This window comes from Pedococcus sp. P2_A3 (assembly GCF_056405035.1).
This window is the reverse complement of the sequence record NZ_JBFUCW010000001.1, coordinates 120,953-133,522: the sequence shown is the minus strand read 5'-3', so window position 1 is coordinate 133,522 and position 12,570 is coordinate 120,953. Positions and strand designations below refer to the sequence as shown.

The following is a 12,570-nucleotide window of genomic DNA, read 5'->3' as shown; positions in this document are numbered from 1 at the left end:
CGTGCTGCCGCACCTGCCCTTGTGGGCGGAACTCCTGCTCTTCGTCGCGAGCGCAGCCGTGATCTGGGTCGCAGGCATCCCGCTGTCGAACTACACCGACATCCTGGCCGACCGGCTCCACCTCGGTCAGGCGCTCGGCGGACTCATCCTCCTGGCCGTGGCGACCAACCTTCCCGAGATCGCCATCACCTACAGCGCAGCAGCCAGCGGGAAACTGGACGTGGCCGTGAGCAACATCCTCGGCGGCATCGCCATCCAGACGGTCGTCCTGGTCGCGCTGGACGCCTTCGGTGTCCGGGAACGACGACCGCTGACCTACCAAGCCGCGAGCCTGATCCTCGTCATCGAGGGCGCAGTCGTCCTTGCAGTGCTCGTCGTGGTGGTGATGGGCACACAGCTGCCCAAGAACCTCGTCGTCGCCCGGCTCACGCCCGACGTCGTCCTCATCGCGCTGGTCTGGGTAGCGGGGGTGATGCTGACCCAGCGAGCGGGTGGGAAGCTGCCGTGGTCCAACAGCGGTGAGGCGCCGGACAGCCAGCCCAAGCCCCGGGGTCACTCCCAGAAGACTCGTTCAGCCGAAGCGACCCGCAAGGGCGTCAGCACCACCCGCGTCGTCCTCGTCTTCGGCGCCGCAGCGATCGCGACCCTCGTCGCTGGTGCGCTCGCCGAACAGAGCGGCACCGCGGCCGCCGACCAAGTGGGCCTGTCAGGCGTGCTGTTCGGTGCGACCGTCCTGGCAGGCGCGACATCCCTGCCCGAGCTCAGCACCGGACTGAACGCGACCAAGCAAGGCGACTACAAGCTCGCCTTCGGCGACATCTTCGGCGGCAACGCGTTCCTGCCGGTCTTGTTCCTCCTGGCGGTCCTGGTCTCAGGGAAGGCCGTCCTACCCAACGCCCACGCGGCCGACATCTACCTCACGGGCCTCGCCGCGCTCCTCACCGTCGTCTACATGGCCGGCTTGATCTTTCGTCCGGCAAAGCAACACGCCCGCCTCGGCATCGACAGCATCGCCGTCCTGCTCCTCTACATCCTCGGTGTCATCGGACTCGTGGTCCTCCCGCAGTAGCGCCGATACTTGTGCGCGGATTGCCGCTGGACTCGTCTCCTAGCCGGACACGCCGATGAAGTCGACGAGGACGCCCGCGAAGATCTCGCCGACGGCTTGGCACCAGGGCGTGCCCGGACTCTTCGACGGCCGGCGTCGTTACTGCCCTCGACCGCCTTGGCACGACTTCGGGATGTCCGAGCCCAGCGTCGCGCCGTCGATTGGCTCCTGGACCAAGGCATCCCCGACCAGGACGCCGCTGAGAGGTCCGTGGACGACCACCCAGAACACATGCTGCCCTGAGGCCAACTAGCGTGACATTGGATGGCTTCGGCAAGCAGCTCTATCCGCGCCCTGGTGTCACCGTCACGCCCCGAGTCACCACACCGCCCTTCCCAACCCTCGTCGCCGTCGTACCCCCACCGAAATAGCCAACCCCATGTCCCACACACCTCATGCATTGTCGGGGAGGTTCCGGCGGACGAAATTCGCTCAACGGCGCCACACGTAGCCATCCCGTGGCCGACCTGCGGGCTGACGCAGGTGCTCCAAGTCGGTCAGGACGCTGCGCCACCGCGTGTCGACTAGGTCGCCGCGAGCCGCGCGGTCACCCAGTTCTCGCAGCACACGGCGGCAGGCGGCCGGAGAGGCGAGGACGGCGCGGACGTGGTCCTCGATCGAGACCTCGATGTCGATGTACCGGATGCCGATCGCTCCCCTGTCCGAGGCGCGTCGCTCCTCCGACGCCGCCCGGCGGCACTGCGGGGAACACCACCGCTTCGGTCGTCCGGGTCGACGTGGCCACGCCTCTGGGATCACCCGACCGCAGCGAGGGCACGCCCGGACTCTGCGGCCATCTCGCGTCACTGGTGCTGTTCCAGTCCGAGCGTCCAGGTGATCACGGTCGCTGCACGCCAGCGCAGGTGCTTTCCGATCCGGATCCCCTTCGGTCCGTATCCCGTCGTCCGCCACGAGTAGATCGTCTGCTTGGGCACCCCGAGGTAGTTGGCCAGGTCGTCGATGTCCCACAGCTCCTGGTACTCCATCGGCTTTGCCGGCCGACGGGCTGGCAGCGGAGGTGCGGGCCGTGACGTGCACCCTTCCGCGTTCTGCAGGTCCCTGAGGCTGTCCCACAGCCCCAGCTGCTCCTGGTCCTTGGCGTTCTGACTCATGACGACGATCTCCTCGCGGTGTTGGTGGGCTCTGCCTGTCGCTGACGAATGCCGACGGGTCGTCGTCGGTGGTCACTGGGAGGAATTGCTGACGGGGTCCGGCGACAACCGTCAATGTCCGGAACGGGCCACTAGTCGGCCTCGACCGTCGTCGGAGGCCCCGGCTAACGTGGCGAACCTCGGAAAGGAATGGCATGGCATTCATCGCGCAGCACCATGGGAATCTCGATGCCTGAGGGGATCAGCCGTCGCGGTCAGTCCTGGCGAGCCCGGTACCGAAACCCCGAGACGGGTCGGCAGCACGAGCGGTCGTTCCCCAAGCAGGCCGACGCCGTCCGGTGGAGGCGTCAGCAGCTCGATGCCCTGGATCGCGGGAGGTGGGTCGACCCCGAGGCCGGAAAGGTGTCGTTCATCCGCTACTTCGAGGCGTGGGAGTGTGACCAGATCTGGACCGACGGGACGCGACGGGCGATGTCACTGGCCTCACGGTCGACCACCTTCGCCGACGTCGACCTGCGTCGGGTCCGGCCCAGCCACGTCGAGGCGTGGGTCAAGTCCATGACGGTGGCCACGCCCGATCGACAGCGTGCACTGGCGCCGGGCACGATCAAGACCCGGTTCGTCAACGTGCGCTCGGTGTTCCGGGCAGCCGTGCGGGACGGAATGATCGCGATCGACCCCACGGCTCAGGTCCGACTTCCCCGCCAGCGCAAGCGCGAGTCAGCGATGACGATCCCCTCGCCCGATGTGGTCCGGCGGATCCTTGACGCCTCCGAGGCACGGTTCAGGGCGTTTGTGGGACTGTGTGCCTTCGCCGGCCTCCGCCTCGGAGAGGCCGCCGCGCTTCGGGTCGATGACATCGACTTCCTGCGCCGACAGGTCGACGTCAGCCGACAGGTGCAGCGCTTGAACGGCGGGGCGGTCGACATCAGGCTTCCGAAGTACAACTCCGAGCGCACCGTCCACATCCCCGACGCGCTCATCGAGATGCTCGCCCAGCACGTTGCGCTGGGCCTCTACAGTGACTGGCTCTTCGCGGGCGTCGACAACGTTCCACCCCACCAGAACACCATCGGCTACCGCTGGCGGGCCACGCTGTCCAGAGCTGGGGTCGAGGGCGTCCGACTCCACGACCTGCGGCACTTCTACGCGTCCGGGCTGATCGCCTCCGGCTGCGACGTCGTCGCGGTCCAGCGGGCTCTGGGCCACGCCAAGTCGACCACGACGCTGACCACGTACGCCCACCTATGGCCGACCGCCGAGGACCGCGTGCGCGACGCCGCGGCCCGGCTTGCCGCCGAGGTCCTCAGCGCTGGTGTGGGCACCGTGAGGGCAGGGGATGCCTAACCAGCGTCTGACCTGCGCCTTTACACGTTGAAGCGGAACTCGACCACGTCGCCGTCGGACATGACGTAGTCCTTGCCTTCCATGCGGACCTTGCCTGCAGCCTTGGCCGCGGCCATCGAGCCCATGGTGTCGAGGTCCTCGTACGACACGATCTCGGCCTTGATGAAGCCGCGCTGGAAGTCGGTGTGGATGACGCCGGCCGCCTGCGGCGCGGTCCAGCCCTGCCCGATCGTCCACGCGCGCGACTCCTTGGGGCCGGCCGTGAGATACGTCTGCAGCCCGAGGGTGTGGAAACCGGTGCGAGCGAGCTGGTCCAGCCCGGACTCCTCCGCACCGAACGACTCGAGCAGCTCCATGGCCTCCTCGGGCTCCATCTCCATGAGGTCCATCTCGAGCTTGGCGTTGAGGAACACCGAGTCGGCGGGCGCCACCAGCGACCGCAGCGAGTCCTGCAGCTCCCTGTCCGCCAGCTGGTCCTCGTCGAGGTTGAACACGTAGATGAACGGCTTGGTCGTGAGCAGCCCCAGGCCCCGCGCCTCGGCGAGGTCGACCCCGGCGGCCGCGCCCGCGGCATACAGGGTGTGGCCCTCCTCGAGCACCTTCTGCGCCGCGACGGCGTTGTCGAGGGTGGCCTTCTTCTCCTTCTGGATCCGTGCCTCCTTCTCGAGGCGAGGCACGGCCTTCTCGAGGGTCTGCAGGTCGGCGAGGATCAGCTCGGTGTGGATCGTCTCGATGTCCGACTCGGGCGACACCTTGCCGTCGACGTGCACGACGTCGCCGTCCTCGAACGCCCGCACCACCTGGCAGATCGCGTCGGCCTCACGGATGTTGGCGAGGAACTTGTTGCCCAGCCCCTCACCCTCCGACGCCCCACGCACGATGCCGGCGATGTCGACGAACGACACCGTCGCGGGCAGGATGCGTTCGGATCCGAAGATCTCGGCGAGCCGCTTCAGCCGAGCGTCCGGCAGCGGGACGACCCCGACATTCGGCTCGATCGTCGCGAACGGGTAGTTCGCGGCGAGCACGTTGTTCTTGGTCAGAGCGTTGAACATCGTGGACTTGCCCACGTTGGGCAGGCCGACGATTCCGATAGTGAGAGCCACAAGGCCGAGAGTCTACCGGCGGTCGCGAGTGCGGACGGACGCCCTGCTCGCCGGGTCAGTGCAGCTCGTGAGCCGCCTCGACGACGTGGTCGAAGACGTCGGTCGGTATGTGGCGTGGTCCTCGGGCGCGGCACGCCGCCAGGGCCGCCTCGGCCGCGTCGAGGGCCGCCTCCGCAGCGGCCAGCACCTCGCGGGCATCGTCGATGTCGAGCTGGATGCCCGGCTTCTCCGACGCACTGGCCTGGGCCCACTGCGTCTGGAGTGCCCGCAGCTGGTCGAGCACCGAGTCGCGCTGGACCTTGGCCTGGTTGACCGCCAGCACCTGCGCGGCGCAGAGGTCGATGCGGTGGTCGACCATCAGGGCTCCGGTGAGCCGCCAGTCCTGGGTGAGCACGGTCTGGCTCCCGATGGTGACGCTCTGCTGGAAGGTGAGCCCGAGGTTCTTCGTGGTGGTCGTGCTCGCGAACTCCGCACCGATCTCGTCGTCGAGGTTCAACGAGCCGACGCCCACCTTGACCTTCTCCCACCACGTCATCTCGTCCGAGCCGGCGCTGTGCACGGCCGAGCTCACTTCCTCGCGCACCGCGGCGGTGGCCGCCGCCACCACCTCGTCGTCGTCGCTGGCCAGGTCGAGCAGGTGCGCCGCGACGGCGTCAGGCAGCGCCTCGACGTAGCGGTTGTACGCCGCGACGACCACGTGGTCCGGGGTCTCGTCGTTCTCCAGCAGCGAGACCACCGCGATGGCCTTGCGGAGCGTGTCGCCCGCGTCGAGCTGGGTCCGCACCGTCCCCGCGGCGCTCGGCACCGCGAGCCCGGTTCCCGCGGTGACGTTCTGGGCGAGGACGGTCCGCGGAGTGTTCGGATGGTTGGCCCGGACCGGTGTCGGCGTGCCGATGGTCTGGTCGGTGACCCACATCAGCACCGGCCACAGGTACGGCTCGGAGCCTCCCGAGGCATCCCCCTGCACCCGGCACTGCAGGTTGTCCAGCCTGAGCTCGATCTTCGTCATGACAGCTCCCCCCAACTCGGTCCGTGTGGGAAGGAGGCGTGACGACCCGCGCAGATACCTCCGGGGTCAGCTTCGTGCCGACGGCGGCGCGGACGCCCTGGCGAGCTGCCGTGACAGCGCCACGAGCCGCCCCTCGCTGTCCCACACCTCCGCGTCCTCCTCGAGGAAGCCACCGGCCAGCGTGCGGTTCGTGAGGTTCACCCGGAGCCACCCCGGCGCCGGGCGCGCCCGCACGTGCGCCGTGAGCTCCAGGGTGGGTGTCCACCCGGGCAGCCCCAGCTCGAAGGCCACCGGCGGCAGCGCGTCGACAGCCAGGAGCAGCAGCAGCGGGTCGGGTTCGCGGCCGTCCGCCATCCGCAGCCAGCCCCTGATGGTGCCGTTGCCCGACGGCTTGCCCATCGCCCAGCCCGTGGTCGCCGGGTCGAGGCGCATGTCGAGGCGCTCGAGCAGCGAGGCGTGCTTGAGGAAGTCGGGTGGCGCCTGGGCCGCCGACACGCACTGGTCCGGCGGCGGCAGGTCCGGCGGCTGGGCGGAGGTCGTGAGGTCGCCGTCGACCGACGCGAGGTCTCCGTAGGTGGCCAGGAAGCGCACGCGCTCCACCTCGCCGCCCTGCCCGTCGTCCTGCAGCAGCGAAGCCTGGCCCGTCGACACCGCCCTCCCCCGGCGCACGACCGACGTGCGCACGGTGGCGGGGCCGGGAGTGCCGGGCGTCAGGTAGTAGGCGCTGATGGCCAACGGGTCCGGGTGACCGGGACGGTCGCCATCCGTGGCGCCGAACTCCGCGGCGAGGGCGCGGCCGGCGATGGCCAGCAGCACCCCGCCGTTGACTCCGCCTCCGATCCGCCAGCCCTCGCCGAGGGCGGCGTCGTAGACGCCCCTCTCCCCGTCGCGTGCCGAAACCGCTGAACCCGTGTCGAACTCGCTGCTCACGAGCTCAGTCTCACCCAGAAGGGCAGCCGCCGCGCGGCATACGTGGTCGACCTCACCTCACAGCGCGGGGAGGCCGTCCTCGAGGTATGCCGTGGGGCCGGCGTGGGCGGAGAGGAAGGCGAGCAGGCGCTGGTTGTAGGGCGCCACCCGCTGCTCCCACTCCTCCTCGTCAGCGAAGTGCAGAGATCGAATCTCCCTGCGCTCCAACGTGGTCCGGGCGATGAGGTCCTCGTCGGCGACTCCGAGGTCGAAGACGAAGACGGTGGCGTCACTCCACCCCCGCCACGGCGGCAGCCAGTTGACCGCGAGCAGGCCACGCACCTCGACGTCGATCGCGAGCTCCTCCCTGACCTCGCGGACGACACACTGTGCGGGCGACTCGGACGGGTCGACCACGCCCCCGGGCAGGTCCCACTCGGCCTTGTAGGTGAGCTCGCACAGCAGCACCCGGCCGGCAGGGTCGCGCAGCACGCCCTGGGCGATGGCGCGCTTGGTGGGCAGCGAGGAGTTGAGCAACGCGATGAAGCCGTCACGACTGTCGGGCTCGGCGTCGTCGTGGAGGCGGGCGAGCACCATGGTGTCGACCCGCTCGCCGGGACCGGTCAGGGCGCCGCGGGCCACGCCCTCCTTGCGCAGCCCGGCGCGCAACGCCGCCCGCACCCCGGCCCGGTCGGTGTTGGCCACCCGCACCTCGATGCGTTGCACGTCGAGGGCCTCGAACGCCCAGGCGACAACGAGCCGCAGGGCGCGCTCGATGATGCCGACCTCGCGGTACTCGGCCACGACGGCCCAGATCAGGTCGGCGTCGCCCGAGCCGTCGTCGACCACCTCGACGCGCCCCACCTGCTCGCCCTCCCAGACGACGGCGAAAGCCGAGGCGCCGTCGTCGTCGACCGGGACGCCCCGGAGCACGAGGTCATCACCGTCACGGAGCTCGGGGGTGGACACCCGGCCAGCCTAGACACGGCTGTCGGCACTGGATGGCATGGTCCTGTCCATGGAACTCGTGGGCATGCTCATCCTCGGCCTCGTCGTCGGTGGCGCCGCGGGGTGGTGGAGTGCGCGCGGCTCGGCTGCGGCCTCCCTCGCGTCCGCCCGCACCGAGGCCGACCTCCTCCGTGAGCGGGTGGTCGACCTCGAGGCCGCGGTCTCCGACGACGCGCAGACGGCTGCCGCCCTCGGGCCGCTCCGTGACGCCCTCGTGCGGGTCGAGCAGCAGGTGGGCACGCTCGAGCGCGACCGCACCAGCCAGTTCGCCGCCCTCGAGACGACCATGGCGGCGGTGCACGAGTCCACCACCGCACTGGGCCGGCAGACGCAGTCACTGGCCGGCTCGCTCAACTCCTCGACGGTGCGCGGCGCCTGGGGCGAGGTCCAGCTCCGCCGGGTGCTCGAGCACGCCGGCATGCTCGCGCGCTGCGACTTCGACGAGCAGGTCTCCCGCGTGAGCCGGCACCAGCGCCAGGTGCGTCCGGACGTCGTCGTGCGGATGCCGGGCGACAAGTTCCTCGTCATCGACTCCAAGGCCCCGATGGGCGCGTTCCTCGGCGCGCAGGCGGACGACCTCCCGGGGAGCGAACGCCGAGACCTCCTGAGGTCGCACGCTGCCTCTCTCAAGTCACACGTCACGTCGCTCGCGGCCAAGGACTACTGGACCGCGTTCGAGAACTCCCCCGAGATGGTCGTCTGCTTCGTGCCCAGCGACGCCATGCTGGCCGCCGCGCTCTCGGCCGACCCGGCCCTCCACGAGGACGCCATGGCCCGCCGCGTCGTCCTCGTCGGCCCGGGGTCGCTGCTCGCCCTCCTGCGCACCGTCGCCTTCACGTGGCAGCAGGACGCGCTGACGGCGCACGCCCGTGAGGTGATGATCCTGGGCCGCGACCTCTACGACCGTCTGGGCACGCTCGGCAGCCACACGATGCGCATGGGCACCGCCCTCCAGCGGTCCGTCGAGGCCTACAACCAGCTGGTCGGGGCACTGGAGTCGCGGGTGCTCGTCTCAGCGCGCCGGATGCACGAGGCCGGAATCGTCGAGCAACCGCTGCCGAGCCCCCAGCCGCTCGAGGCGGGCCCCCGCGTCCTGACAGCCATCGAGCTGATCGAGGCAGCCACCGCCGAGGCGCAGCGCCCTCAGCTGGACTTCGACGACCCCGAGATGCCACCGAGGTGGACCGGCAGGGAGTCGACCGCGTAGACGATCGACTGGTCGCGGAACTGCAGTGACTCCGGGGCAGCGGCCAGGGCGAGCTCGGGGAAGCGGCGGACCAGCCGCGGGAAGGCGATGCGCAGCTCGAGGCGTGCCAGCTCCGCACCGACGCAGCGGTGGAACCCGTAGCCGAACGCGACGTGCGGCGACGGCGGGCGGTCGGGGTCGAAGGTCCCCAGGTCTGGGCCGATCCGGTGGTCCCGGTCCGCCCGGCTGAGGGCCGCGATGACGACGTCGCCCTTGTGGATCGTCTTGCCGAACAGCTCGAGATCCTCCTTGGCGAACCTCGGGAAGGCGATCTGCACGACGCTGAGGTACCGCAGCATCTCCTCCACGACCCGGTCGATGGCGGTGTCGTCGTCGCGGACGACCTCGAAGTGCTTGCGGTCGCGCAACAGCACCAGGGAGCCGAGGGCCAGCATGCTGGCGGTCGTCTCGTACCCGCCGGTGAAGACGCCGTCGGCCAGGCCCGCGACCTCCTCGTCGCTGACCTCGTCACCCACGGCCGCGAGGATCCGGCCCAGCAGGCCGTCACCCGGGTCGACCCGCTGCTTGCGGGTGGCGTCGAGCAGGAAGAGCTGGCTCTGCGAGATGGCCCCGAACGCCCCCGCGCCGCCCGCGGTGACGTCGAAGCGTGCATGGCTGAGGGTCCGGAACCGTTCGYGGTCCTCCACCGGCAGCCCGAGCAGCTCGCAGATGACGAGGAACGGGATCGGGAAGGCGAAGTGCTCGACGAGGTCGACGACGGGCCCGTTCGCCTCGATGAGGTCGAGCTGGGCGTCGACGATGGCCTCGATCCTCGGGGCCAGCCGGTTGATCCGGCGCATCGTGAACTCGGGGGTCAGCAGGGCCCGGAGGCGGGTGTGTTCGGGCGGGTCGGTGAACCCCAGGCCACCGACGCTCGCGCCGGCAGCGCCCACGTAGGGCCGGATGTCGTTGCTGAACCTGCGCTGGTCGGCGAGGACGGCCTTGGCCTCCTCGTGACCGGAGACCAGCCAGATGTTCATGCCGAACATGTGCGCCAGGCGGTGGACCGGCTCAGGGGCGCTGGCACCGATCCGGTGCACGGGGTCCAGACCGGACCGCCGCAGCGGGCGGAGCAGGCGGCGCGGAACGGCTTCGAGGCTCGTCAGGTCGACGGGACCACCGCCGGTGGCCCGGGCGATGAGCCGCTGCGTCAGGCGCGCCCGCGCAGTGGTCAAGCCGATCATGGGTCAGACGGTACCCGCGTGGCGACGTCGCGAAGGGCAGGCTCTCAGTAACCGGTCCCGCGTCGTGACCGAAGCCGCTCGTCCCCCTGCCGCACTTCTTGCCACCCGCCCCTCACCGATGCCCGAAATGCCCGACCCCGTGACGCACAGGTGGCAACAGGTCACGCCCCCGCCGCACTTCTTGCCACCCACCCGTCACCGATGCCCGAAATGCCCGACCCGGTGACGCACAGGTGGCACCACGTCGGTGCGGCGAGGAGGGCGTCAGTGCAGAGAGCCGGCCTCTTCGAAGGCGCCGTCGTGCCGCATCTTGTCGCTGAGCCCGCGCGCTTTGAGGTCCCGCCGGATCTCGTTGGGCAGCGAGAACAGCAGGCTCTCCTCGGCGGCCACGACCGGCTTCACGTCCGCGTAGCCACGATCGGCGAGGTAGGTGAGGACGTCCCGCACGAGCAGCTCGGGGACCGACGCCCCGGAGGTGACGCCCACCGTCGCGACGCCCTCGAGCCACGCCTCGTCGATCTCCTCGGCGTAGTCGACGAGATGGCCGGCGCGGGAGCCGTGCTCGACCGCGACCTCCACGAGTCGCACCGAGTTGGACGAGTTGCGCGATCCCACGACGATCATCAGGTCGCACTCCGGAGCCATCTGCTTGACCGCGAGCTGACGGTTCTGGGTGGCGTAGCAGATGTCATCGCTGGGCGGGTCCTGCAGCGACGGGAACCGTTCGCGCAGTCGGCGCACCGTCTCCATGGTCTCGTCCACCGACAGCGTGGTCTGCGAGAGCCAGACGACCTTGTCCGGGTCGCGCACGCTGATGTTGGCGACGTCGTCGGGGCCGTCGACCAGGGTGATGTGCTCCGGCGCCTCGCCCGACGTGCCCACGACCTCCTCGTGCCCCTCGTGCCCGATCAGCAGGATGTCGAAGTCGTCGCTGGCGAAGCGGACCGCCTCGCGGTGCACCTTGGTGACCAGCGGGCAGGTCGCGTCGATCGTCTTGAGGTTGAGGGCCTTGGCTTCCTCGTGCACCACCGGGGCGACCCCGTGCGCGGAGAAGATGACGGTCGCGCCCTCGGGCACCTCGTCGGTCTCCTCGACGAAGATCGCGCCACGCTTCTCCAGCGTCGTGACCACGTGCTTGTTGTGCACGATCTCCTTGCGCACGTACACCGGGGGCCCGTACAGCTCGAGCGCCTTCTCGACGGTCACCACGGCCCGGTCGACGCCCGCGCAGTACCCGCGCGGGGCGGCCAGCAGCACGCGCTTGGTGGCCTGGTCAGTCGTCTGGGTCATGGCTCCATCGTAGGTGGCCGTCGACGGCCACCCCAATCCGCCGTGAGGGTATGCCGCGCGGTCACCTCCCGGCATACCTCGAGTTCCGGGGCTGCGCGCCCCGGTCTCCGCCCAGTCCGCGCGGAGCAAGCGCCCTGTGGGCAGTGCGGGCCGGTAGCATCGAAAAGTCACGGTTTGTGCAGCGAGGGTCACCGTCTGCACGGCAGGTTTCGGGGGAGGGACTCTTGATGGGGGCACGGACCATGCAGGCACGAGCAGTCACACATCGGGGTGCCAGGGTCGGGGCAGCCATCCTGGCCGCCACCGTCGCCGTGGGGAACGTCGCGAGCGCACCCCATGCCTCGGCAGCGACGGCCACGTCTGCAGCCGCGTCGACGGCGAGCGCTGGCACTGCCTGCTCGCTCACGGTCAGCATGCACGAGGCCGGCGGGACCTCGCAGCACGCCCGCGTGACGGCGACCCAGCCCCCGACCCTCGAGTACCTGGCCGCCGGGCCGGCAGGCTACTGGGCAGGCCGCGTGCCGAGGTTGGCCACCAGCGAGACGTACGAGCTGAACGTGCCGGCTTACTGGAACACCACAGGCTTCGTGGTCATCGGCGACTCCCTCTACCTCTCGTCCTACGACACCCAGCAGGACCAGACCACCCTCGTGAACACGCCCGTCCTCAGGCGGATCGGCGGTGGTTGGTCCACCATGCGCGCCATCGAGCTGTCCCAGTACGACCGCGGCGACACCAGCTCGACCAACCGCAGCAACCTCTACGCCCTCGACGGTCAGGGTGTGCTGTTGCGGTGGAAGTCGAGCACGGTCGGGGGTAGCTGGACGTGGGTCGACAAGGCGTCCTTCGCAGGATTCGGCTCGGTCAGGTCCATGACCCTGATCAGCCAGACCGCCACCTACGACACCCTCCTGATGAACACCCGCGGTGGCGCCCTCTACACGGTGCACGTCCCTGTCACGTCGCCGATGAAGCCGGTGGTCAAGCTGGTCCGTTCGGCCGGGTGGGCCTTCACGCAGCTGCTGGCCTCTCCGTGCGGGAGGTACGGGACCCTCGTCGTCGGCGTGGCAAGCAACGCCGTCCCGTCGCTCTTCGCCGTCGGACACGCGACCGGCACCAGCACCGTGATCGTCGGTCTCGGCAAGCCATCGGGCGCCCTGGGAGGCAGTGCGCTGCACGAGCGGGTCGCCCCCGCGTGGCTGACCCCGCCCCACAACGGGGAGTGAGGACTGCGGGCACGCCTGACCCGGT

Annotated in this window: 11 protein-coding genes; 4 read left to right on the top strand and 7 right to left on the bottom strand. The window is 70.0% G+C overall.

Features of this window, described 5'->3' with window-relative positions; genetic code table 11:
• Window position 1 precedes the first annotated feature (1 nt).
• Complete coding sequence (locus tag AC1DX8_RS00670; protein ID WP_477627970.1) at window positions 2–1,069, top strand: sodium:calcium antiporter; 1,068 nt, start codon at window positions 2–4, stop codon at window positions 1,067–1,069.
• Window positions 1,070–1,911: 842 nt separating this feature from the next.
• Here the strand turns inward: AC1DX8_RS00670 and AC1DX8_RS00665 are convergent.
• The gene (locus AC1DX8_RS00665; RefSeq protein WP_477627969.1) at window positions 1,912–2,220 is read right to left on the bottom strand and encodes a helix-turn-helix transcriptional regulator; all 309 of its coding nucleotides are present in this window, start codon (window positions 2,218–2,220) and stop codon (window positions 1,912–1,914) included.
• 228 nt (window positions 2,221–2,448) lie between these two features.
• On the opposite strand from AC1DX8_RS00665, the gene AC1DX8_RS00660 reads away from it, so the two are divergent.
• A complete protein-coding gene (locus AC1DX8_RS00660) occupies window positions 2,449–3,567 on the top strand; it encodes a tyrosine-type recombinase/integrase (protein ID WP_477627968.1) in 1,119 nt (372 codons plus the stop codon).
• Window positions 3,568–3,587: 20 nt separating this feature from the next.
• Here AC1DX8_RS00660 and ychF read toward each other — a convergent pair whose 3' ends face one another.
• From ychF to AC1DX8_RS00640, 4 genes are all read right to left on the bottom strand, one after another.
• Window positions 3,588–4,673 carry a redox-regulated ATPase YchF gene (gene ychF, locus AC1DX8_RS00655; RefSeq protein ID WP_477627967.1) on the bottom strand — a complete coding sequence of 362 codons (1,086 nt, stop codon included), beginning with the start codon at window positions 4,671–4,673 and terminating at the stop codon, window positions 3,588–3,590.
• 55 nt (window positions 4,674–4,728) lie between these two features.
• Complete coding sequence (locus AC1DX8_RS00650; RefSeq protein ID WP_477627966.1) at window positions 4,729–5,682, bottom strand: hypothetical protein; 954 nt, start codon at window positions 5,680–5,682, stop codon at window positions 4,729–4,731.
• 66 nt (window positions 5,683–5,748) lie between these two features.
• Window positions 5,749–6,612 carry a thioesterase family protein gene (locus tag AC1DX8_RS00645; protein ID WP_477627965.1) on the bottom strand — a complete coding sequence of 288 codons (864 nt, stop codon included), beginning with the start codon at window positions 6,610–6,612 and terminating at the stop codon, window positions 5,749–5,751.
• 57 nt (window positions 6,613–6,669) lie between these two features.
• Window positions 6,670–7,560, bottom strand: a complete 891-nt coding sequence (locus AC1DX8_RS00640; RefSeq protein WP_477627964.1) for an NUDIX hydrolase — start codon at window positions 7,558–7,560, stop codon at window positions 6,670–6,672.
• Window positions 7,561–7,609: 49 nt separating this feature from the next.
• On the opposite strand from AC1DX8_RS00640, the gene AC1DX8_RS00635 reads away from it, so the two are divergent.
• A complete protein-coding gene (locus tag AC1DX8_RS00635; protein WP_477627963.1) occupies window positions 7,610–8,806 on the top strand; it encodes a DNA recombination protein RmuC in 1,197 nt (398 codons plus the stop codon).
• On the opposite strand, the gene AC1DX8_RS00630 is transcribed toward AC1DX8_RS00635, so the two are convergent.
• Window positions 8,743–10,029, bottom strand: a complete 1,287-nt coding sequence (locus AC1DX8_RS00630) for a cytochrome P450 (RefSeq protein ID WP_477627962.1) — start codon at window positions 10,027–10,029, stop codon at window positions 8,743–8,745. The genes AC1DX8_RS00635 and AC1DX8_RS00630 overlap by 64 nt on opposite strands.
• A gap of 264 nt (window positions 10,030–10,293) precedes the next feature.
• Complete coding sequence (locus AC1DX8_RS00625; protein ID WP_477627961.1) at window positions 10,294–11,319, bottom strand: 4-hydroxy-3-methylbut-2-enyl diphosphate reductase; 1,026 nt, start codon at window positions 11,317–11,319, stop codon at window positions 10,294–10,296.
• A 242-nt stretch (window positions 11,320–11,561) separates the two neighbouring features.
• Here AC1DX8_RS00625 and AC1DX8_RS00620 point away from each other — a divergent pair, with 242 nt between their 5' ends.
• The gene (locus tag AC1DX8_RS00620) at window positions 11,562–12,545 is read left to right on the top strand and encodes a hypothetical protein (RefSeq protein WP_477627960.1); all 984 of its coding nucleotides are present in this window, start codon (window positions 11,562–11,564) and stop codon (window positions 12,543–12,545) included.
• Window positions 12,546–12,570 lie beyond the last annotated feature (25 nt).